This is a genomic window from Cryobacterium sp. Hh7 (assembly GCF_004403155.1).
Taxonomy (GTDB): domain Bacteria; phylum Actinomycetota; class Actinomycetes; order Actinomycetales; family Microbacteriaceae; genus Cryobacterium; species Cryobacterium levicorallinum.
Genome location: NZ_SOHG01000016.1, coordinates 117,295 through 137,608 on the forward strand (window position 1 = coordinate 117,295; position 20,314 = coordinate 137,608).

Annotated in this window: 23 protein-coding genes; 10 read left to right on the forward strand and 13 right to left on the reverse strand. The window is 63.5% G+C overall.

Annotated elements, in window-relative coordinates:
- Positions 1–19: 19 nt before the first annotated feature.
- The 3 genes from E3T43_RS05575 (at position 20) to E3T43_RS05585 (ending at position 2,355) form a co-directional block, all read left to right on the forward strand.
- Positions 20–700 carry a GAF and ANTAR domain-containing protein gene (locus E3T43_RS05575; RefSeq protein ID WP_174844329.1) on the forward strand — a complete coding sequence of 227 codons (681 nt, stop codon included), beginning with the start codon at positions 20–22 and terminating at the stop codon, positions 698–700.
- A 29-nt stretch (positions 701–729) separates the two neighbouring features.
- On the forward strand, positions 730–1,443 hold the full coding sequence (locus E3T43_RS05580; protein ID WP_104132461.1) for a GAF and ANTAR domain-containing protein: 714 nt from the start codon (positions 730–732) through the stop codon (positions 1,441–1,443).
- A 225-nt stretch (positions 1,444–1,668) separates the two neighbouring features.
- Positions 1,669–2,355: an exonuclease domain-containing protein gene (locus E3T43_RS05585; protein ID WP_134471654.1), complete on the forward strand. Its 687-nt coding sequence runs from the start codon at positions 1,669–1,671 to the stop codon at positions 2,353–2,355.
- A gap of 105 nt (positions 2,356–2,460) precedes the next feature.
- On the opposite strand, the gene E3T43_RS05590 is transcribed toward E3T43_RS05585, so the two are convergent.
- From E3T43_RS05590 to glgA, 3 genes are all read right to left on the reverse strand, one after another.
- The gene (locus E3T43_RS05590; RefSeq protein ID WP_092448573.1) at positions 2,461–2,712 is read right to left on the reverse strand and encodes a type B 50S ribosomal protein L31; all 252 of its coding nucleotides are present in this window, start codon (positions 2,710–2,712) and stop codon (positions 2,461–2,463) included.
- Between the two features lie 173 nt (positions 2,713–2,885).
- Complete coding sequence (locus E3T43_RS05595; RefSeq protein ID WP_134442090.1) at positions 2,886–3,668, reverse strand: ABC transporter ATP-binding protein; 783 nt, start codon at positions 3,666–3,668, stop codon at positions 2,886–2,888.
- 97 nt (positions 3,669–3,765) lie between these two features.
- Positions 3,766–4,947, reverse strand: a complete 1,182-nt coding sequence (gene glgA, locus E3T43_RS05600) for a glycogen synthase (protein ID WP_134471792.1) — start codon at positions 4,945–4,947, stop codon at positions 3,766–3,768.
- Between the two features lie 79 nt (positions 4,948–5,026).
- Here glgA and E3T43_RS05605 point away from each other — a divergent pair, with 79 nt between their 5' ends.
- Both E3T43_RS05605 and serB read left to right on the forward strand, forming a co-directional pair.
- Positions 5,027–6,271, forward strand: coding sequence for a glucose-1-phosphate adenylyltransferase (locus tag E3T43_RS05605; RefSeq protein WP_134471655.1), 1,245 nt, complete (start codon positions 5,027–5,029; stop codon positions 6,269–6,271).
- Positions 6,268–6,921, forward strand: coding sequence for a phosphoserine phosphatase SerB (serB, locus tag E3T43_RS05610; RefSeq protein WP_134471656.1), 654 nt, complete (start codon positions 6,268–6,270; stop codon positions 6,919–6,921). Before E3T43_RS05605 ends, serB begins: the two co-directional genes overlap by 4 nt.
- 22 nt (positions 6,922–6,943) lie before the next feature.
- Here the strand turns inward: serB and E3T43_RS05615 are convergent, their stop codons facing one another.
- Positions 6,944–7,654, reverse strand: coding sequence for a beta-ketoacyl-ACP reductase (locus E3T43_RS05615; protein ID WP_134471657.1), 711 nt, complete (start codon positions 7,652–7,654; stop codon positions 6,944–6,946).
- 147 nt (positions 7,655–7,801) lie between these two features.
- Between E3T43_RS05615 and E3T43_RS05620 the strand changes: the two genes are divergently transcribed.
- From E3T43_RS05620 to E3T43_RS05630, 3 genes are all read left to right on the forward strand, one after another.
- Positions 7,802–8,077, forward strand: a complete 276-nt coding sequence (locus E3T43_RS05620) for a DUF3099 domain-containing protein (RefSeq protein WP_092448567.1) — start codon at positions 7,802–7,804, stop codon at positions 8,075–8,077.
- Positions 8,078–8,220: 143 nt separating this feature from the next.
- Positions 8,221–8,349: a hypothetical protein gene (locus tag E3T43_RS19670; RefSeq protein WP_370449881.1), complete on the forward strand. Its 129-nt coding sequence runs from the start codon at positions 8,221–8,223 to the stop codon at positions 8,347–8,349.
- Positions 8,346–9,194 carry an SURF1 family protein gene (locus E3T43_RS05630; RefSeq protein ID WP_134471658.1) on the forward strand — a complete coding sequence of 283 codons (849 nt, stop codon included), beginning with the start codon at positions 8,346–8,348 and terminating at the stop codon, positions 9,192–9,194. The genes E3T43_RS19670 and E3T43_RS05630 overlap by 4 nt, the downstream gene beginning before the upstream one ends.
- A 56-nt stretch (positions 9,195–9,250) precedes the next feature.
- On the opposite strand, the gene E3T43_RS05635 is transcribed toward E3T43_RS05630, so the two are convergent.
- The 8 genes from E3T43_RS05635 to sufB form a co-directional block, all read right to left on the reverse strand.
- On the reverse strand, positions 9,251–10,477 hold the full coding sequence (locus E3T43_RS05635) for a glycosyltransferase (protein ID WP_134471659.1): 1,227 nt from the start codon (positions 10,475–10,477) through the stop codon (positions 9,251–9,253).
- A 61-nt stretch (positions 10,478–10,538) separates the two neighbouring features.
- Positions 10,539–12,137, reverse strand: a complete 1,599-nt coding sequence (locus tag E3T43_RS05640) for an ABC-F family ATP-binding cassette domain-containing protein (RefSeq protein WP_092448563.1) — start codon at positions 12,135–12,137, stop codon at positions 10,539–10,541.
- Between the two features lie 106 nt (positions 12,138–12,243).
- Positions 12,244–12,849 (reverse strand): TetR/AcrR family transcriptional regulator, encoded by a 606-nt coding sequence (locus E3T43_RS05645; RefSeq protein ID WP_206751393.1) that lies wholly within the window; start codon positions 12,847–12,849, stop codon positions 12,244–12,246.
- A gap of 201 nt (positions 12,850–13,050) precedes the next feature.
- Entirely contained in the window at positions 13,051–13,380 is a 330-nt protein-coding gene (locus E3T43_RS05650; RefSeq protein ID WP_092448561.1) for a metal-sulfur cluster assembly factor, read from the reverse strand.
- A gap of 4 nt (positions 13,381–13,384) precedes the next feature.
- Positions 13,385–14,149, reverse strand: coding sequence for a Fe-S cluster assembly ATPase SufC (gene sufC / locus E3T43_RS05655; protein ID WP_134471660.1), 765 nt, complete (start codon positions 14,147–14,149; stop codon positions 13,385–13,387).
- A gap of 55 nt (positions 14,150–14,204) precedes the next feature.
- Positions 14,205–14,531, reverse strand: coding sequence for a non-heme iron oxygenase ferredoxin subunit (locus E3T43_RS05660; RefSeq protein ID WP_092340113.1), 327 nt, complete (start codon positions 14,529–14,531; stop codon positions 14,205–14,207).
- A gap of 2 nt (positions 14,532–14,533) precedes the next feature.
- Positions 14,534–15,772, reverse strand: a complete 1,239-nt coding sequence (gene sufD / locus E3T43_RS05665) for a Fe-S cluster assembly protein SufD (protein ID WP_134442109.1) — start codon at positions 15,770–15,772, stop codon at positions 14,534–14,536.
- The gene (sufB, locus tag E3T43_RS05670; protein WP_134471661.1) at positions 15,773–17,191 is read right to left on the reverse strand and encodes a Fe-S cluster assembly protein SufB; all 1,419 of its coding nucleotides are present in this window, start codon (positions 17,189–17,191) and stop codon (positions 15,773–15,775) included.
- A gap of 335 nt (positions 17,192–17,526) precedes the next feature.
- Here sufB and E3T43_RS05675 point away from each other — a divergent pair, with 335 nt between their 5' ends.
- Positions 17,527–18,501: a heme A synthase gene (locus E3T43_RS05675; protein ID WP_241978837.1), complete on the forward strand. Its 975-nt coding sequence runs from the start codon at positions 17,527–17,529 to the stop codon at positions 18,499–18,501.
- A gap of 226 nt (positions 18,502–18,727) precedes the next feature.
- Complete coding sequence (locus E3T43_RS05680) at positions 18,728–19,315, forward strand: hypothetical protein (protein WP_134442114.1); 588 nt, start codon at positions 18,728–18,730, stop codon at positions 19,313–19,315.
- A 22-nt stretch (positions 19,316–19,337) separates the two neighbouring features.
- Here E3T43_RS05680 and E3T43_RS05685 read toward each other — a convergent pair whose 3' ends face one another.
- Positions 19,338–20,258 (reverse strand): heme o synthase, encoded by a 921-nt coding sequence (locus E3T43_RS05685; protein ID WP_134442116.1) that lies wholly within the window; start codon positions 20,256–20,258, stop codon positions 19,338–19,340.
- Between the last annotated feature and the right edge of the window lie 56 nt (positions 20,259–20,314).

Sequence of the window (20,314 nt, forward strand, 5' to 3'; positions counted from 1 at the left end):
GTCTGGAGGCCGGTCGATCGTGCCTGAATGGTCCAGCTCAAATTGTGGCGTCGAAGACGTGGCGCTGTGCGCCAAATTTCTCGACGCGTTGCCGGTCACCGGTGCTGCGGTTTCGGTGTTTGTCGGGGCCGTTCCCGAAACGGTCGTCTGCGCCACCGATGGGCTTGCCGCTCGCCTTGATGAGCTTCAGTTCGATTTGGGCGAAGGCCCCCGGTGGGAGGCGGCGCGCACGCGTATTCCCGTGCTCGAACCTCGCGTGCGCGAGGGTGAGCATCCGCTCTGGCCGGTCTTTTTCTCGGCACTTTTGGACACCGAGGTGGAGGCGCTCTACGTTTTTCCACTCACCCTCGGCGCGCTCGATGTGGGCATCGTCGAGCTCTACAGCACCACCTCCGGAGCGCTGGATCGCACCGACCGGGCGAAAGCACTGGTCCTGGCCAACCAAACCGCCTGGAACCTGTTGGATCGGCTGCTTCGGGTCAAGGAATCCACCGCGTCAGCGACGATTACGGAGGCTTCTCCCCTGTCGAGGCGGGAAATTCATCAGGCCACCGGCATGGTGCTTGTGCAGATGAATGTCACGCCGACGGATGCGCTGCTGCTCCTGCGCGGGCACGCGTTTGCGCACGGCAAGACCGTGCGCACGATCGCCGGTGACGTGGTTGCGCGGCGATTGCAGTTCACGCCGGAAACCGAGTAAAAAAACAGGAAAGGTCATAGAATTAACCCATGGTCACTCAGACTCGCGCCTCGATGGTGAGCGCCGCCTTCGTGAAGTTGACGGACACTCTGGTGGGCGAATATGACGTTCTCGACGTGCTGCACACCCTCGTCGAGGAATGCGTTGAGTTGCTCGACGCCTCAGCTGCCGGCCTCCTGCTGGCCGATCCGAGCGGCGAGCTGCAGGTCGTCGCCTCAACCAGCGAGGAAAGTTATCTCGTCGAAGTTTTGCAACAGCAGGCCGGGGCCGGGCCGTGCGTTGACTGTTACCTCACCGGCAAGGTCGTCACCATGGGCGATATCGCCGCTTCCGGCGATACCTACCCCGTTTTCAAGGCGGCCGCGCTGTCCCAGGGTTTCCGCTCGGTGCACGCCATTCCCATGCGGGTACGTAACCGGGCGATCGGCGCTCTCAATCTGTTCCGTACCGAGACCGGCGATGTCACACCCGAAGACGCTGCTATCGGCCAGGCCATGGCTGACGTTGCAACGATCAGCATTCTGCAGGAACGCACCGTGCGCGAAGACGCCGTGGTCAACGAACAGCTGCAACGTGCCCTCAACAGCCGCATCGTGATTGAACAGGCCAAGGGGGTCATCGCCCAGCTCAGCACCGTCGACATGGACGAAGCCTTCAAGAGATTGCGAGCGGATGCCCGCGCCCGCAACCACACCATGCGCGAGAGCGCCGAGAATGTCATCAACCGTCGCATTAGGCTCTAACGAATTCCCTGCCGATAGCCGACCCCACTCCGGGACGCAACCGCGTTGGTTGCTGGCAACAGACACTGCGGCGCCGAAGTCCAGCATTGTGCCTCGCGTGCCGACCGCCTACGCCGGACGTGACCCACCCGCAACTCCTAGGTCGATCTCAGCGCTCGCGGCCAGTTCTCTCGCCGGAGAGTGGCGCCGCGGAAGTGTGTCGGTGGTCGGCCCTAGGGTTGAAGTATGAGCACCTGGAGCGATCACCTCGCCGTATTCGACCTTGAGACCACCGGCATCGACGTAGAATCCTGCCGCATCGTGTCGGCCACCGTCGCAGTCCTCGACGCGAGCGGCACCGCCGTTGAGCGCATCGACTGGCTCGTCGATCCGGGCGTTGAGATTCCCGCCGGTGCCACCAACGTGCACGGCATCACGACCCAGCACGCCGTGCAACACGGTCGCGTCGCCACCGAAGCCGTCGCCGAGATTGTTGCGGCACTTCGCGCACACCTGGCCGACGGACTGCCCATCGTCGCCTACAACGCCCCGTACGACCTCACCCTGCTCAATCGTGAAGCCGTGCGCTATGGCATCGCCCCGCTCGTCTCCCCCAGCCCGGTGGTCGACCCCCTCGTCATTGACAAGGCCGTCGACAAGTACCGCAAGGGGAAGCGCACCCTCGAGGTGACGAGCGCGTTCTACGGTGTCAGCCTCGATGAAGCGCACGATGCCGGAGCGGATGCGATCGCCGCCGGCCGGGTCGCCCAGGCGATTCACCGCGCGCACCGCGTGGCCCTGCCGACCACCCTCGATGAGATGCACGCCCTGCAGGTCACTTGGTATCGCCAGCAGGCCGAAAGCTTTCAGGAATACATGCGCCGCGGCCGCGATCCCGAATTTTTGGCCGATACTGTCTGGCCCCAGCGCTAACTAGGACCATCGCTAACTAGGACCAGCGCTAAGCAACCAACTCCAGATACGAAAAAGCGACCAGCCAAGGCTGGTCGCTTTTTCGTTGGAACTAAAAAACAGGTGCTATTTGCCGAAACCCTTGTAGCGCGAGTTGAACTTCTCCACGCGTCCGGCGGAGTCCATGATGCGCTGCTTGCCCGTGTAGAACGGGTGCGACTCGGAGGAGATTTCCACGTCGATGACCGGGTACGTGGTTCCGTCTTCCCACTCGATGGTCTTCTTGCTGGAGACCGTCGAACGAGTCAGGAAGGTCGCACCGGAGGCGAGGTCGCGAAAGACCACGGGAGCGTACTCGGGGTGGATGTCAGACTTCATGAGAATTTCCTTTTGCACTTCTGGTGAACAGACTTGTAACTGGTCACAGTGCTGTTCGAATGTTGGGCCCGCAGCCCCAGGAGGCGACAAGCTGGTTGGCCAAATGGCCAGCCACTAACTTTAGCAGAACACCGTGGCTTTGGAGCGCTGGGCGCGCGGCGAAAGCGACCGCCCTAGATCGCTCGTGCCGCGTAGCGTCCATCTGTCTCGGTGAGCTCAATCTTGAGACCGAAGGTCTCGCTGAGCGCCGTGGCGGTGAGCGCCTCAGCGATCGGGCCGGCGGCGACGATCTTGCCCTGCGACAACAGCAGTACGTGCGTGAATCCGAGGGGAATTTCTTCGACGTGATGGGTCACCATGATGATGGCCGGAGAGTTCGTCTCGCGGGCAAAACCACTCAGCAGTTGCAGCAGGGATTCCCGGGCACCGAGGTCCAGGCTCGCGGCGGGCTCATCAAGCAGCAGCATCTCCGGATCGGTCATGACCGAGCGGGCGATTTGCACCCGCTTCTGCTCGCCGTCACTGAGGGTGCCGAACTTGCGATCGGCGAGGTGATCGAGGTTCCATTCCTGCAGAACGCGCTGGGCACGGCGTTCATCGATGGTTTCATATTCTTCATTCCAGCGGCCGGTCACCGAGTACGCGGCCGTCATGACAACGTCGATGACCTTTTCGTTGCCGGGAACCTTGCGCGCCATGGCGGTCGAAGCGAAGCCGATACGGGGCCGCAGCTCGAAGACATCCGTTCCACCGAGGGTCTCATCGAGCACCTCAGCCTGCCCGGTCGACGGGTGCATGAAGGCGGCGGCGATCTGCAACAGGGTGGTCTTGCCGGCACCGTTGGGGCCGAGAATCACCCAGCGTTGGTCGTCGTCGACGCTCCAATTCACTGAGTCGAGGATGGCGGTGCCACCCCGGACGACGGAGACGTCGGTGAAATGCAAAACGTTGACCATACAGCCATGTTATCGGGCGCCGCGCTTGCCGACAGACCGTGCGAACATGCCTCGGCGCGTCGCAGTGGGACGCGCCGAGGCATCAGATACGGCCAGCTCAGAGCAGGGCGGCGTAGATCTCCCGTGTGCGGGTGGCGATCTGAGCCCAGCCGAATACTTGCGCGGCACGGACCCGACCGGCGCGCCCCATCTCGCCCGCGCGAGCCGGATCGCTCACGACCTCGGTGAGGGTGCGGGCCAGGTCGGCGACGAACTGTTCGGGGTGCAGGGGCGTTCCGGTGCCGTCGGTGAGCTGCTCGATCGGCACGAGACGTCCGGTTTCGCCGTCAGCGACGACCTCGGGGATTCCACCGGTTGCGGTACCGACCACGGCGAGGCCGCAGGCCATGGCCTCAAGATTGACGATTCCGAGGGGCTCGTAAATAGACGGGCAGACGAACACCGTTCCCTGCGTCAGAACCGCGGCGAGCTCGTGCTGGGCCAGCAACCGGTTGATCCAGACCACGCCGGAGCGTTCCTGCTGCAGGGATTCGACACCGGCCGTAACCTCGGCGAGAATTCCGGGCGTGTCCGGTGCGCCCGCGCACAGCACCAATTGCACCTCCGGCGGCAGCAACTGCGCCGCACGCAACAGGTAGGGCAGGCCCTTCTGTCGGGTGATGCGCCCCACGAAGACGACGGAGGGGCGGTCGGGGTCTATACCCAGGCCGCGCACAAAATCGTCATCCCTGGTCGGTTTCCACCGCTCAAGATCGATGCCGTTGTAGACCGTGTGCACCCGGCTGGCGTCGAGTGCGGGGTAGCTGCGCAGGATATCGCGACGCATGCCGTCGCTGACGGCGATCACAGCATCCGCTGCTTCAAAGGCAGTTTTCTCGATCCAGCTCGACACCCGATAGCCGCCGCCGAGCTGCTCGGCCTTCCACGGTCGCAATGGCTCCAGGCTGTGCGCCGTGACCACGTGTGGGATGCCGTGCAGCATTTGGGCGAGGTGCCCGGCCGCATTCGCGTACCAGGTGTGAGAGTGCACCAGATCGGCGCCAGCGGCGTCCTGCGCCATCTGCAGGTCGACCCCGAGGGTGCCCAGGGTCGCATTGGCGTCGGCCAATTGCACAGGAATGTCGTAGGCGAACGTGTCGAGGTCGTCACGCGGCGCGCCGAAGCACCGAACGGACACCTCGATGTCCTGTCGGAGCGCTCGCACCAGTTCGGTCACGTGCACACCGGCTCCCCCATAGATTTCCGGGGGGTATTCCTTGGTCATCAGATCCACTCGCATGGAGCAAAGGTAGCGCAGGGCGACACGGCGCACAGCCATGTTGCTAGTCGGCTTGCCGGGGAGGCCCTACTCTGTACACATGAAGGCCAAGAAGATCTTTGGAATCGTGCTCGCGGGTGGTGAGGGAAAACGGCTGATGCCGTTGACCGAAGACCGGGCGAAGCCTGCCGTCCCCTTTGGCGGGCATTACCGCCTGGTGGATTTTGCCCTCTCCAATCTGATCAACTCGGGCGTGACCCAGATCGTCGTGCTGACGCAGTACAAGTCACACAGCTTGGACCGCCACGTGTCGCAGACCTGGCATGTCTCCGGTGGGTTATTCAACTCGTACATCGCCTCGGTGCCGGCGCAGCAGCGCCTCGGCAAGCGCTGGTTCAGCGGCTCCGCCGATGCCATTCTGCAGAGCCTCAACCTTATTCACGATGAAAAGCCCGACATTGTTGTCGTGGTCGGTGCCGACCACGTCTACCGCATGGACTTCAGTCAGATGATCGACGCCCACATCGCGTCGGGGCTGTCCGCCACCGTCGCGGCCATTCGCCAGCCGATCGGTCTCGCCGACCAGTTCGGCGTCATCGAAGTGGATGCCGCCACCCCGGATCGAATCAGCGACTTTCGAGAAAAGCCCAAGGATTCCGTCGGACTCGCCGATGCCCCGCACGAGGTATTCGCCTCGATGGGCAACTACGTCTTCAACACCGATGCCCTGATCGAGGCCGTGCTGCGTGACGGTGAGCGCACCGACTCCAGCCACGACATGGGCGGCGACATCATTCCCGATTTCGTCTCGCGTGGCGACGCCGGCGTCTATGACCTGAAGCGAAACGAAGTACCCGGGTCGACCGATCGCGACCGCTACTACTGGCGCGACGTGGGAACGATCGACTCGTTCTTTGAGGCGCACCAGGACCTCATTTCGGCCCTGCCGGTGTTCAACCTGTACAACCAGGAATGGCCGATTTTCAGCATGCAGTTGAATTCGCCGCCGGCCAAGTTCGTGCGCGACGGCCAAGGCGCCCTCGGCACCATGATCGACTCGATCGTGTCGCTGGGCTGTGTCATCTCCGGCGCGCACATCGAGCGCAGCGTGCTCGGCCCCTGGACGTCGATCGGCTCCGCCTGCGAGGTCGTGGACTCCATCATCTTCGACCGGGTGCAGATTCGACCCGGCGCCATCGTGCGGCGCGCCGTCCTCGACAAGGAAGTCATCGTCGAAGCTGGCGCCACCGTCGGTGTCGACCGGGATCGTGACCTGGCGCGGGGCTTCAGCGTGACCGAATCCGGCATCACCGTCGTCGGCAAGGGCGTGCTCGTTACTCCGTGATCCTTAGCTGCGCAGCACGTTTTCTCGTCGTTCTCGACGCCGACTCCACCCTCATTCAAGACGAGGTGATTGAGCTGCTCGCGGATGCCGCAGGCGTGCGCGAGCGCGTCGCCGAGGTGACCGACCGTGCCATGCGCGGTGAGCTCGACTTTGCCGAGAGCCTGCGTGAGCGGGTGTTGACCCTGGCGGGGCTGCCCGAGAGCGTTTTTGCCGACGTGGGGCGACGCATCCGCCCGACCGACGGCGTGCACGAGCTGATCGCGGGCATTCATGCCGGCGGTGGCGTGGTCGGGGTGGTGTCCGGCGGCTTTCATGAGCTGCTCGACCCGCTGGCCGCCGAGCTGGGGCTTGATCATTGGCGGGCTAATCGGCTTGAGGTACAGGCCGGCCACTTGACCGGTCGCGTTATCGGACCGATCATCGACGCCGAGGCCAAGGCTGTCGCCCTGCGCGAATGGGCCGCACAGGAGCAGATCGCGCTCGCGCAGACTATTGCGGTCGGGGACGGTGCCAACGACTTGCGCATGATGGACGCGGCCGGACTCGCCGTCGCGTTCAACGCGAAACCGCGGGTGAAACGTGAGGCCGACCTGGTGATCGACCTGTGCAACCTCAGCCAGGTGCTGCCGCTTCTCGGCCTGCGCGGCTGAACGGACAGCTGCAAAAGGACGGTCAGTGCCCCATGCCGAGGCCGCCGTCGACGGGAATGACCGCACCGGAAATGTAGCCGGCATCATCGCCGGCCAGCCAGCTGACGACGCGCGCAACCTCGCTCGGCGTGGCGAACCGGCCGGCCGGAATATTGCGTTTGTAGTCGGCCTGCTGCGCTTCGGGCAGGGCAGCGGTCATATCGGTTTCGATGAAGCCGGGAGCGACCACGTTCGCGGTGATTCCGCGGGCTCCGAGTTCGCGGGTGACCGAGCGGGCCAGGCCGATCAGGCCGCTCTTCGACGCCGAGTAATTCACCTGCCCGGCCGAGCCGTACAGGCCGACGACGCTGGAGATCAGCACGATGCGCCCGAATCGGGCCTTGAGCATACCCTTGCTCGCGCGCTTGACCACGCGAAAGGCACCACTGAGGTTGGTGTCGATGACGGCGGTGAAATCATCCTCTGACATGCGCATGAGCAGGGTATCGCGGGTGATTCCGGCATTGGCCACGACAACCTCGACCGGGCCGTAGGTCGCTTCGATCTCGGTGAAGGCGGCGTCAATGGATGCGGCGTCTGTCACGTCGGCCCGCACTGTGAGGCTGCCGGACGGTCCATGACCGGAGCGGGACGTCACGGCAACCCGATGTCCCTGGGCCAGAAACTCCTCAGCGATGGCGAAGCCGATTCCCCGGTTGCCGCCGGTGACGAGCACTGTTCGAGTCGTTGTCATGATGTTCCTGTCCTGGTGCGCTGGGTATCGTAGATCGGGTTCAAGGAAACACCCGGCAAATTCAAGTTTAAGGCGTGCCACAAAGTCGCCGGGCAGACGTAGTCTTGAAGAGGTGGAGTTTCCACCGTAGACGAACCCGATGGACCTATGAAGCAGCAGTCGATCACCTCCCTCCCCGCCTCCCCCGAGGTTGAACGCCGCAACCGAATGATCAAATACTCGATTGCTATGGGAGTGCGTGTCATCTGCATTGTGCTCATGCTCTTCGTACAAGGTTGGTGGCTCGTGGTCTGCGCGCTCGGCGCTATTCTGCTGCCGTACTTTGCCGTCGTGGTCGCGACCGTGAAAATTTCTCCTCCGGCAGCAGAAGTGCTCCGGCCCGGCGGCGTCGAGCTCTACCGCGGCAACGACGAGGTCAAGTGAGTGCTGACGCGGTTGCTGGCGGCAGTCCGATGATAGGCCTGGGTCGACCTCTGGAATCTACGACTTGTTCGCGGGCGGACTGCCGCGCTGCAGGAAGGTGGCGGCTGGACTGGCGCAACCCGCGCATCCACTCTGCTGATCGGGTGAAAACCTGGCTGGCCTGCGACGAACACGTGGACTACCTGCGCGAGTTCCTGGCCGCACGGGACTTTCCGCTGACGGTGAGCGCACTCGAGACGTGCACGCCCGACTTTTCCGGAGACCAGCAATGACGGGCTGGAAGTTCGCCTTCAGCCGCCGCTGGGCCGGATATCTCGTGCTGACCATGCTGTTCGCCGCGGTCTGCGCCGGGCTGGGGTTCTGGCAGCTGGCCCGCCGCGATGAGGCACTGACCGAGCTGTTCAAGATCGATTCCAACTTCGACTCGAACCCGGTGCCCGTCGCCGAGGCTCTTGAAGACCTGGCCGCCTTCGACGAATCGCAAAAGTGGATGCCGGTGGAACTGACCGGAACCTACCTCACCGCTGACGAGATGCTCGCGCGCAACCGCCCGCTCAACGTGAACCCGGGCTTCGAAGTACTGACCCCGTTGCTGCTTACCGACGGCACGATCTTTATCGTCAACCGCGGCTGGCTGCCCACCGGGCAGGAACAGGATGCTCCTGACACCGTTCCGGCGGCGCCCTCCGGAACGGTCACCGTAGTCGCCCGGCTCAAGGCCAGCGAACCTGATCTGCCCGGCCGCACGGCCAGCGGCAATCAGGTCGCGACCATCAACCTCACTACCATCGCCGAACGACTCAATACCCCGACCTATACCGGCGCGTACGGCCTGATGGACACCGAGAGCCCCGCGGCGACCGAGAAGCGCCCGGCCGCCGTGCTGAAACCGATCCGCGATGAGGGCCCACACCTGTCTTATGCGTTCCAGTGGTTCGTATTCGGGCTACTCGCCTTCATCGGACTCGGCTGGGCCCTGCGCGAAGAATACCGCAGCGTCAATGCTGAGGACCCCGAGGAGCGCGAACGCGCCGAGGAACGCGCCCGCAAGCGCGCGGCGAAGCCACGCAATGATGCCGAGATTGAAGACGAGCTGCTGGACCGGCAACGGGGCTAGCCACCTCAACGCTCGAGCTGGCCCACTTCGCTGGTCGAGCCCGACGAGACGCCTCCTCAGGCGACGGCGCGGTGGTGCTGCCGAGCCTCGGTCGCCTCGTCGAGGAGACCGCGGTACACCCGAACCAGCGACGCTGCCGAACGGTTCCAATCCAGACCGAGGGCATGCTTGCGAGCAGCCAGCGACAGTTCGCGTGCCAGGGTCGGATCGGAAAGGATCTGAGACATCGCGTCGGCCCAGACCCGCGGTTCGCGGGATTCCAGGACCAGTCCGGTGATCCCATCGACAACTGCTTCACGCAGGCCACCGGCCGCCGAAGCGACGACGGGCACACCGCTCGCGGCCGCTTCCAGTGCCACCAGACCGTACGTTTCCGAGTGGGAAGGCACGAGCACCAGGCGGGCACCGCGAAACAGTTCAGCCAGGTGCGCATGGGACTGCGGCCCAACAAAGCGGATGCCGGACAGACCGGCCCGTTCGGCGAGCTGTCGGAGCTCCTCAACGTATCCGGAGTAGTCGACTGAGGCATCACCGGCAACAACTAGGTCGGGACGCAGGCCCGCCGGCAGTGCAGCGATGGCCTGAATCGCCAGATCAAGGCCCTTCAGCGGCTGCAGACGCGCGGCGACGACGGCGTAACCGCGGTCGGCCGCGCTGCCGGCGGGCTGGCGTTTGGGTGAGAACAGGTTGCTGTCCACCCCCGGGAGCACGATGCTGGTTCGGCTCGCCGAGCCGCCGAGCCGCCCGGAAATCGTGGCGGCCTCCGCCGCACTGATCGCCACCAGCGCGTCGGACTCCCGCGCCAGCCGAGCTTCTCCGCGCATCCGTCCCGGTGATTCGGCGCGTTCTCCGGCCGAAAGCGGAGACGCATCATCCGCTGCAATGCTGTGGAAACTCTGAACGTGCGGGACGCCCCAGTTGCGGGCGACGGGAAGCGCTGCCATGCCGGAAAACCAGTGATGCGAGTGGATGATGTCGACCGGCTCGAGAGCGTTGAGCCGGTCGGAGAACTCATCGATATAGTTCTCGTGCGTGCCCTTGGACAGCGCTCGGGCGGGCCCGGCGGCTAGAAACCGCAGCGTGAGGCCCTCGGCCAGCTGTTGCGATTCGGGCTGATCCGCCGCTGACCGCCGAGTCAGAATCGTCACACGGTGTCCAAGGGCGGCCAGCTGCTCGGCCTGATGCCGCACGACGACGTTCATACCGCCGGCATCGCCGGAGCCAGGGTCCGTGCCCGGTGAGGTGTGCAGGCAGACCAGCGCGATGCGCAGTGGCGATCTCATCGATATCACGCTCTAGTCCTTTTGCCTGGGTCACCGACAGGTGACCGGATCACGGAATTGGTTAAGACAGCTCGATCAGGTCGAGGTAGTCCTTGTTCCAGTGGTCCTCTGTGCCCTCGGGCATGATTAGGACGCGCTCGGGATTGAGGGCCTGCACGGCGCCCTCATCGTGGCTGACCAGAACGACGGCGCCGGCGTAGTGGGCGAGGGCGTCGAGGATCTCTTCGCGGCTGGCCGGGTCGAGGTTGTTAGTGGGTTCATCGAGCAGCAGCACGTTGGCACCGGAGACCACGATCATGGCCAGGGCCAGACGGGTCTTCTCTCCACCGGAGAGTACGCCGGCCGGCTTGTTCGAGTCATCGCCGGTGAACAGGAACGAACCGAGCACGCGACGTGCTTCCATCTCGGTGATGCTCGGCGAGGAGGAGACCATGTTCTCGAGCACCGAACGCTTCACGTCGATGGTTTCGTGTTCCTGGGCGTAATAACCGATGCGCAAACCGTGACCGGGTTCGATCGAACCGGTGTCCGATTCATCGACGCCGGCGAGCATGCGCAGCAGGGTTGTCTTTCCGGCACCGTTGAGGCCAAGGATGACGACCTTGGATCCGCGGTCGATCGCGAGGTCGACCGCGGTGAAGATTTCGAGGGAACCATAGCTCTTCGAGAGGTCCTTGGCCATGAGCGGTGTGCGACCACACGGTGCTGGCTCGGGGAAGCGCAGTTTGGCAACGCGTTCAACGGCACGCACGGCGTCGAGGCCGGAGAGCAGCTTCTCGGCCCGGGCAACCATTTGGTGGGCTGCAGCGGCCTTGCTGGCCTTGGCCCCGAACTTCGCGGCCTGCAGCTGCAGGGTCGAGGCCTTCTTCTCGGCGTTTGAGCGTTCCTTCTTGCGACGGTCGGCATCCGCTGTGCGCTGGAGGAGGTAGTTCTTCCAGTTCATGTTGTAGATGTCGATCATCATGCGGTTCGCATCGAGGTAGAAGACCCGGTTGACCGTTTCGCCGACGAGTTCGATGTCGTGGCTGATGATGATGCAGCCGCCCTTGTAGTTCTTGACGAACTCGCGCAGCCACGCCACCGAGTCGGCGTCGAGGTGGTTGGTGGGCTCGTCGAGGATCATCATCTCGGCGGCCGAGAACAGGATGCGAGCGAGTTCGATGCGACGACGCTGGCCACCGGAGAGGGTGCTCAAAGCCTGGTCGAGAATGTGGTCCGGCAGTTTCAGGTTGCTGGCAATGGATGCGGCTTCGGCTTCGGCAGCGTAGCCGCCAAGGCCGTTGAACTCATCGGTCAGACGCCCGTACTTCTTCATGGCGGCGGCGGCGATCTTGGGATCGGAATCGGCCATGGCCATGCTGGACTCCTGCATGCCCAGGGCAATAGTGCCGAGGCCGCGGGCGTCCAGAATGCGCGTACGCGCAAGCATGCTCGGGTCGCCCGCACGCGGGTCCTGCGGCAGGTAGCCGATCTCGCCGGAGTGGCTGATCGAACCCTTGGTTGGGTTTGTCTCCCCGGCGAGGGTCTTCGTCAGCGTCGTCTTGCCGGCACCGTTACGGCCGACGAGGCCGATCTTGTCGCCGCTCGCGACGCGGAAGTTGACGCCCTCCATGAGCACGCGGGCTCCAACGCGGATTTCGAGATCTTGCACGTTGAGCACAGCAATAGTCCATTCGAAGTGTTTGTACGGGTGTGAAGTGTGGGTGGGCCAGAGCGGTCCAACTCACTAGTATATTTGCCCTCAGGCTGTGCTCGGCACACGGCGCCTACAGTAGGGACGCCAGAAGCGACTTTTCCAGCCAATTCAGGTACGCCTCCGTCGACCAGCCGAGGGACAGCACGAGGGTACGAAACGTGTGCGGGTGGGCCAGCGCCCACATCGTCGCGGCCGCCTCGTGGTCGCTGATGCCACCGCGCAGTCCGCGCTTTTCCCGAAGCGCAGCCGCCACTTCGCCGAAACCGTGCAGCCGGGCAGCGTCCCGTTTCTGCTCGAACTCCCCCACGTCCGGATCGACAACGGCCGCTTCGCTGACAATGCGCAGAATGCCCGAGGTGCGCTCATTCACGAGCGCACTTGACCGGGCCAGAATGCGGATGACCTCGGTCGCCGTTCGCGCCTCAGCAATGCGTTCGCGTGTGGCCCCCGATAGCAACGCCGGTGCCCCCGGTTCCGCGGCCACTCGATCAAGAACCGCCGCGAGTAATTCCGCCTTCGACCCCACGGAGTTGTAGATGGTCTGCACCACCACGCCAGCCTCCGCCGCGATCGCCGCAACCGAGGTGCCCACGTATCCGCGCTCGAGCATGAGGCGCCCCGCAGCCATGACAATCTCCGCCCGCGTACTCGCCGCCTGCGCCGTACGCCGCCTCATGGCCCCGTTTTCCCCTATATCCATACAACTAGCATACCGATCTACTGAGTAGAAACCTTTTCTAAAGCAGATGTCGTGGTGTGACGCGCCGGGACGGGTCACCTGCTATTGCTCGGACATTGAGGTTTCGGCGCGACCCGAACCAGTCAGACCGAAGGCCCCGCCTGCGGTGCAGGCGGGGCCTTCAAGATAGAACTATAGCTACATAGCGAAGCCGAGGGCTCGCATCATGTCGCGACCATCGTCGGTGATCTTCTCCGGACCCCACGGCGGCATCCAGACCCAGTTGATGCGGAACTGGTCGACGACGCCATCGAGCGCCTCCGCCGTCTGCTCCTCGATCACGTCGGTCAGCGGGCAGCCGGCCGAGGTGAGCGTCATGTGCACGATGAGCGCGTCATTCTCGTCGTCCCAGCCGAGGTCATAGATGAGTCCAAGGTCGACGACATTGATGCCGAGCTCCGGGTCCATGACGTCCTTGAGAGCTTCTTCGATTTCGTCGAAGCGGGCCGGACTGAGTGTTGAGACCATACGACTAGCCTACGTTCGACGGGACAAGAAAGCGATCGTAACCTTCGTCCTCGAGGCGGTCGGCGAGCTCGGGGCCGCCCTGTTCGGCGATGCGTCCGTTGACGAAGACGTGCACGAAATCGGGGTGGATGTAGCGCAGGATGCGCGTGTAGTGCGTGATGAGCAGCAGTCCAAGGCCGGTGTTGGCCTTGGCACGGTTGACTCCCTCGGAGACGATCTTGAGCGCGTCAACGTCGAGGCCGGAGTCGGTCTCGTCGAGTACGGCGAACTTGGGCTTGAGAAGTTCAAGCTGCAGGATCTCGTTGCGCTTCTTCTCGCCACCGGAGAAGCCCTCGTTGACGTTGCGCTCGGCGAAAGCCTTGTCCATGCGCAGGTTGGCCATCGACTCGCGCACATCCTTGATCCAGGTGCGGATCGGCGGGGCTTCGCCCTCGATGGCCGTTTTGGCCGTGCGCAGGAAGTTCGTGACGGTGACTCCGGGAATCTCGACCGGGTACTGCATAGCGAGGAACAAGCCGGCGCGGGCACGGGCATCCACTGTCATCTTGAGCACGTCAGCGCCGTCGAGGAGGATGGAACCGCTCTCGACGTGATACTTGGGGTGGCCGGCGATCGTGTAGGCGAGGGTGGACTTGCCGGAGCCGTTCGGGCCCATGATGGCGTGGATTTCGCCCTCGTTGATGGCGAGGTTGACGCCGCGCAGAATCTGCTTGGTGCCCTGGTCGGTCTCGACGCTGACGTGCAGGTCGATAATTTCAAGAACAGACATGAATGTCTTATCCCTTTCTAAAAATGGCTGGTGAGGCGGTTGCTTTAAGGAGTGACTAGACCGCGACGGTGACGGAAGGATCGACGAAGACAAAGCCGTCGATGAGTTCAACGTTGTAGACCGGGACCGGGTCGTAGGCCGGCAGCGAGAGCGGCTTGCCGGTCGTGAGGGAGAACATCGAACCGTGAGCCCAGCACTCGAGAGTCTGGCCTTCCACGAATCCCTCCGACAGGGAGATATCGCCGTGCGTGCAGGTATCACCGATGGCGAACACATCGCCGGCGGCGTCACGCACAAGGGCGATGGCGACCCCGTCGATTTCAACCTTGACGGCCTGGTTTACTTCGAGCTCATCGAGAGCGCAAATCTTCGTCGCGGCCATGCTTAGTCCGTTCCAATAAGTTCGGCTTCGATTGCGAGCTGCAACCGAGCTTCGAGTTCCGGGGAACCGATCTGCTGTACGACCTCGGTGAGGAATCCGCGTACGACGAGCCGACGCGCTTCGTCCTCGGTGATGCCGCGAGACTGCAGGTAGAACAGCTGCTCATCGTCGAAACGACCGGTGGCACTGGCGTGACCGGCTCCCACGATGTCGCCGGTTTCGATCTCCAGGTTCGGGATGGAATCGGCGCGAGTGCCCTCGCTGAGCACGAGGTTGCGGTTCTGCTCATAGCTGTCGGTACCAGCGGCCTTGTTGCCGATCAGCACGTCGCCGATCCAGACCGTGCGGGCGTCCTGGCCCTGCAGTGCGCCCTTGTAGTTGACGCGGCTGCGGCTCTTCGGAGCGTCGTGGAAGACGTACACCTGCTGTTCCAGGTGCTGACCGGCATCGGCGAAGTAGAGACCGAGTAGCAGCGTGTCGGAGCCGGGTCCGGCCAGACGCACAGACGGGTTCACCCGCACGATGCTGCCACCGAGCGAAACGACGACGTGCTTGAGGCGCGCATCGCGACCAATGGATGCAAAATGGTTGGCCAGGTGCACCGCCGAGTCGTCCCATTCCTGCAGCGATACGACCGTGAGGTTGGCGGACTCGCCGAGGATAATCTCGACGTTCTCGCTCAGCCGGGCGTCGCCGGTGTTCGCCAGGATGACCGTGGCTTGGCTGAACGGCTTGGCCTCGATGATGGTGTGCGCTCCGCGGGCGGAGTTCCCGAGGGCCGATCGCGTGACCGTGATCTCCTTGGCCTCTTCGCCGCTCACCGTTATGGCGAGGGCGTCCTCGAAAACGCCCCAGGCGTTCGCGGCGGCGCGTTCTTCCGGCAGACCGGCGGTGCCGATGCGGGCATCCGTTCTGGGGACCCACTCGACGGAGACGTCCTCCGACGGGGTGGACGTTATCTCGTAGCGCGAGCCGTCGAGGGTACCGGCGGTGAGATCGGTGAACTTCGCGACGGGCGAGAGCTTCCAGACGGCTTCGCGGCCGGTGACGGTCTCGAAGTCGGCGACGTTGACACTCTTGAAACGATCCGATCGGGTTTGTACCGGCACGTAGCCGAAACGTCCGTCGGAGTGTTTCTTGATTCCGTGCTGACCGGCCGGCAGAACCGACTCGGGCGCGGGTGTGGATGATTCGGGCACAGTTGTTGACGCGCTCTTCGAAAGCGCTGAAGCGGCGGACATTTAGCCGACGGATCCTTCCATGCCCATTTCAATGAGCTTGTTGAGTTCGAGGGCGTACTCCATCGGGAGCTCCCGGGCGATCGGTTCGATGAATCCACGAACGATCATGGCCATGGCTTCGTCTTCGGGCATGCCGCGGCTCATCAGGTAGAAGAGCTGCTCGGCGCTGACCCGGGAAACGGTGGCCTCGTGACCGAGCTGCACGTCGTCGACGCGAATGTCGATGGATGGGTAGGTGTCGGAGCGCGACGAGGTATCGACGAGGAGTGCATCGCAGCGCACGGTGTTGGCGGAGTGGTGCGCGGAGGCATCCATTCGAACCTCACCGCGGTATCCGCTGCGCCCACCACCGCGAGCGATGGACTTGGAGACGATCGACGACTGCGTGTACGGAGCCATGTGGATCATCTTGGCGCCGGCATCCTGGTGCTGGCCGGGGCCAGCGAAGGCCACCGAAAGCGTCTCGCCCTTGGCGTGCTCGCCCATCAGGTAGATGGACGGGTACTTCATGGTGACCTTGGAACCGATGTTGCCGTCGATCCACTCCATCGTCGCGCCTTCGCCGGCTGTGGCCCGCTTGGTGACGAGGTTGTAGACGTTGTTCGACCAGTTCTGGATGGTCGTGTACCGAACGCGGGCGTTCTTCTTCACGACGATCTCGACCACGGCGGAGTGCAACGAATCGGACTTGTAGATCGGGGCCGTGCAGCCCTCGATGTAGTGAACGTAGCTGCCCTCGTCGGCGATGATCAGCGTGCGCTCGAACTGGCCCATGTTCTCGGTATTGATGCGGAAGTACGCTTGGAGGGGAATTTCAACGTGCACGCCCGGGGGGACGTAGACGAAGGATCCGCCGGACCAGACGGCCGTGTTGAGCGCGGCGAACTTGTTGTCGCCGGAGGGAATGATGGTGCCGAAGTACTCCTCGAAGAACTCTGGGTGTTCCTTGAGCGCCGTGTCGGTGTCCATGAAGATGACGCCCTGAGCTTCGAGCTCTTCGTTGATCTGGTGGTAAACGACTTCGGACTCGTACTGGGCGGCGACACCGGAGACGAGGCGCTGACGCTCGGCCTCGGGGATACCGAGCTTCTCGTAGGTGTTCTTAATGTCGTCGGGCAGGTCTTCCCAGGTCTGGGCCTGCTTCTCCGTGGACCGCACGAAGTACTTGATGTTGTCGAAGTCGATCTCGGAGAGGTCGGCGCCCCAGGTGGGCATGGGCTTGCGTTCGAACAGCTGAAGTGCCTTCAGTCGTCGCTGCAGCATCCACTCCGGCTCGGATTTCAGGTTCGAGATGTCAGTGACAACCTCGGGAGAAATACCACGACGAGCGGATGCTCCGGCCTTGTCTGAGTCGGACCACCCGAATTCGTAGGTGCCGATCCCCTCAAGGTCGGGACGGTCTAGCAGGACATCCGACATATTAACCTCTTCTCTACCCATCACAACCCGGATATTAGTCCGGTCATTCCCACGGTGCCTCCAACGGAGACGGGGGAACGGGTTGTCTGGACAGCTACGTTGCGTACCTAGAATATTCATGGAGCATCGCGATGAATCCGAGCCCTGCGGCTCGGATTGAATCCCTCGATCGGATGACCGCGGGAAGGATCTCCATGGATGTTGCAATTCTACAGGTTGATCAGCGGGATTCGCGTGCTTGCCGGTCGATTCACATTTGGACACGGCACGATTAGAACGCACGGATGATAAGCACGACAGAGAGAGCAGAACCGGTGAATCGGAAAAATCAGGGCTTGTCCAGTGCGATCGGCGCAGGATACCGGGTCGTCAGCCAGAAAATTCACGACTGGTTACCGAGCGCTGTCGACCGACGAATCCGGGTCGTCGCCTGGCTGTCACTCGTGACGGAGATCCTGATCGTCGGCACCGGAGGCGCCGTACGCCTCACCGGTTCCGGACTGGGCTGCCCGACCTGGCCGACCTGTGTTGCCGGATCGCTCGTGCCGACGCCGGAGATGGGCCTGCACGGCGTTATTGAGTTCGGCAATCGCCTGATGACCGGACTGATCGGCATTATTGCGATAGCGGCCGTCGTGCTGCTGTGGCGACTGCGCACCGAGCGCAAGGATCTGTTCACGCTCGCCGTCATTCTTGGCGTTGGCGTTCTCGCGCAGGCCCTCGTCGGCGGCGTCACCGTGCTGACCGGTCTCAACCCGTTCATCGTCGGATTTCATTTCATGGCCTCGCTGATCATGGTGTGCATCGCCACCGTGCTGGTGCACCGGGTTTACCTCCCGTCGGGACCGCGCGCCCTCGTCGTACCGGTCGGCTTCGCCGGGCTTGCCCACGCCACGAGTTTCGTGGTGGCACTGACCGTGGTGATGGGAGTCGTGACCACCGCCTCCGGACCGCATTCGGGTGACGCCGAGGCTGGTCGTACCGGGTTCAACGCTGAATTGCTCGAGCACCTGCATGCCTGGCCGGGCTACGCGACGCTGGTCCTGACGATCGTGCTGCTCGCGGCATCCGTTCGAGGCAAGCTGCCCGTGCGTAAATTCGTCGTCACGTTACTCGTGGTCGAGCTTGTCCAGATTGTGGTCGGCCTGCTGCAGGCAAACCTGGGCCTGCCGCCGGTGCTCGTCGGGCTGCACATGGTGCTCGCCTGCGTGCTCGCCGCGGCGATGACCGCCGTCGTGCTGAACCTCAAGGCTCCGACCACCCTCACGGACCGGGTACCCGAAACGACGCACGAGCGCGCTCGCAGCTAACTGAACACGATCGAGAGTCGCGAGACGACACCTTCGCCCCACGGACACGCCTGGTACGGGAGAGACGACACATCCGGCCCCGTGAGCTGCTTTGAATGGGCCGAATACGTCATCTCACGCGCATGAAGGAGCCGATGATGGCACCTCAGGGCGCAGCGCAAGTACCCCGATCGGAAATTGCCGCGCGGCACTCCCCCGGCGGTGGCCTCCGGTGTATTCTCCAGACATGCACCTCGCGCCGGGAGCCAAGTCGAAGCCGCCAGACGACGCGGCGCGCCTTGCCCTGTTCGGACCGCCGGTGTTCGGCTTCGTGCCGCAACGGCGCATTCAGGAACGCGGCTGGAGTTGGTACGGCAATCACGGTCGCACACTCGAAGCGCAGGCCCATTACTGGCTCGCCGATCCCACGGGCAATTTCTGGTTCGAGGATTCGCCGGCCGGCCCGATCGGCATCGCCGAATTGCGCGGATTCGTATTCACCGACGTGCCGGGTTCAACAAATCGGGGCGGAGACCCCATTCGTGATGCACTCAACCAACACTTGCAATATATCGTGATGAACTATGCCAAGAATCCCTACGAGTTCGGGTCTGAACTCTGGGCCGGACGGCACACACAGCAGCAGGCGGAGATCGAGCTAGCGCTGGCGCACCGATCGAACCTGATCGTCGACGACACGGCCCTGCCGGCCATCACCGTGACGGCGTCCGATTTCACAGGTACCGCGATGGCCGTGGCCGGACGCGTGGTGACCGTCGTGATTCACTCGGCCGATGTCGGCAAGATCGACGCCCGCCTCACCCGCCGGGTCTAGCGCGGGCTGTGGCTGGTCCCGATTAGAACGGCAGCAGCGGGTCGATTCCGACGGCCACGAACAGCAGGGTCAGGTAAGCGATCGAGCCATGGAAGACGCGCATCGGCGATACATGCTCGTGCCGGATGGCCAGGCTGTACAGGCGGTGCGTCTCGTAGATGAACCAGCCGCCGGTGACGAGCGCGACGAAGGTGTACAGCAGCCCCATGTCAGCGATCGGGACCAGCAGCAGCGAGCAGGCGACGGTGGCCCAGGCGTAGAGGATGACCTGCAGTCCCACCTGGGCACGGCCGCGCACTACGGCGAGCATCGGCACGCCGGCGGCCTGGTAGTCGGCGCGATACTTCATCGACAGAGGCCAGTAGTGCGGCGGCGTCCAGAGAAAGATGATCATGAACAGAATGACCGGCGGCCACGACAGGTCGCCAGTCACGGCGGCCCAACCGATCAGCACGGGCATGCACCCGGCCACACCGCCCCAGACGATGTTCTGCGGGGTGCGACGCTTGAGAATGATCGTGTAAAAGACGACGTAGAGCAAAATGGCACCGAACGACAGTGCGGCGGCGAGCCAGTTGGTCAGCAGTCCCAGCCAGAGAATGGATGCCGCGCCTAACGCCCACGCAAAGATCAAGGCTTCCCGGTCACTCAGTTCACCGGTGACGAGCGGACGGTTCTTCGTGCGCTTCATCAGGCGGTCGATATCGCGATCGAGGTAGCAGTTGAACGCTCCAGCGGAACCAGCGCTGAGGGCCCCGCCCACGAGGGTCGCCAGGATCAGCCAGAGGCTGGGGATGCCCCGTTCGGCGAGCAGCATCGTGGGTGCGGTTACTACCAGGAGCAATTCGACGACGCGCGGTTTAGTCAGGGAGATATAAGCCTTGAGGGTGCGCTTCACTGTGCGCGGTCCGCTTAGGACCGGGGTCTTCAGGGCGACGTTCATTGTTCCTCTAACGCTAGGCAAGTCTTTTTAGTGTAGGTCACCCACTGCCCCTTCCC

Bases quoted from the DNA above. Each gene is read 5' to 3' on its own strand.
- E3T43_RS05645 (WP_206751393.1), bottom strand. From the start codon at position 12,849: ATGAGGCGGCGTACGGCGCAGGCGGCGAGTACGCGGGCGGAGATTGTC.
- glgA (WP_134471792.1), bottom strand. From the start codon at position 4,947: ATGCGAGTGGATCTGATGACCAAGGAATACCCCCCGGAAATCTATGGG.
- E3T43_RS05585 (WP_134471654.1), top strand. From the start codon at position 1,669: ATGAGCACCTGGAGCGATCACCTCGCCGTATTCGACCTTGAGACCACC.
- E3T43_RS05605 (WP_134471655.1), top strand. From the start codon at position 5,027: ATGAAGGCCAAGAAGATCTTTGGAATCGTGCTCGCGGGTGGTGAGGGA.
- E3T43_RS05685 (WP_134442116.1), bottom strand. From the start codon at position 20,258: ATGAACGTCGCCCTGAAGACCCCGGTCCTAAGCGGACCGCGCACAGTG.
- sufC (WP_134471660.1), bottom strand. From the start codon at position 14,149: ATGTCTGTTCTTGAAATTATCGACCTGCACGTCAGCGTCGAGACCGAC.
- sufD (WP_134442109.1), bottom strand. From the start codon at position 15,772: ATGTCCGCCGCTTCAGCGCTTTCGAAGAGCGCGTCAACAACTGTGCCC.
- sufB (WP_134471661.1), bottom strand. From the start codon at position 17,191: ATGTCGGATGTCCTGCTAGACCGTCCCGACCTTGAGGGGATCGGCACC.
- E3T43_RS05635 (WP_134471659.1), bottom strand. From the start codon at position 10,477: ATGAGATCGCCACTGCGCATCGCGCTGGTCTGCCTGCACACCTCACCG.
- E3T43_RS05630 (WP_134471658.1), top strand. From the start codon at position 8,346: ATGACGGGCTGGAAGTTCGCCTTCAGCCGCCGCTGGGCCGGATATCTC.
- E3T43_RS05580 (WP_104132461.1), top strand. From the start codon at position 730: ATGGTCACTCAGACTCGCGCCTCGATGGTGAGCGCCGCCTTCGTGAAG.
- E3T43_RS05650 (WP_092448561.1), bottom strand. From the start codon at position 13,380: ATGGTCTCAACACTCAGTCCGGCCCGCTTCGACGAAATCGAAGAAGCT.
- E3T43_RS05590 (WP_092448573.1), bottom strand. From the start codon at position 2,712: ATGAAGTCTGACATCCACCCCGAGTACGCTCCCGTGGTCTTTCGCGAC.
- E3T43_RS05595 (WP_134442090.1), bottom strand. From the start codon at position 3,668: ATGGTCAACGTTTTGCATTTCACCGACGTCTCCGTCGTCCGGGGTGGC.
- E3T43_RS05615 (WP_134471657.1), bottom strand. From the start codon at position 7,654: ATGACAACGACTCGAACAGTGCTCGTCACCGGCGGCAACCGGGGAATC.
- E3T43_RS05660 (WP_092340113.1), bottom strand. From the start codon at position 14,531: ATGGCCGCGACGAAGATTTGCGCTCTCGATGAGCTCGAAGTAAACCAG.
- E3T43_RS05680 (WP_134442114.1), top strand. From the start codon at position 18,728: ATGCACCTCGCGCCGGGAGCCAAGTCGAAGCCGCCAGACGACGCGGCG.
- E3T43_RS05620 (WP_092448567.1), top strand. From the start codon at position 7,802: ATGAAGCAGCAGTCGATCACCTCCCTCCCCGCCTCCCCCGAGGTTGAA.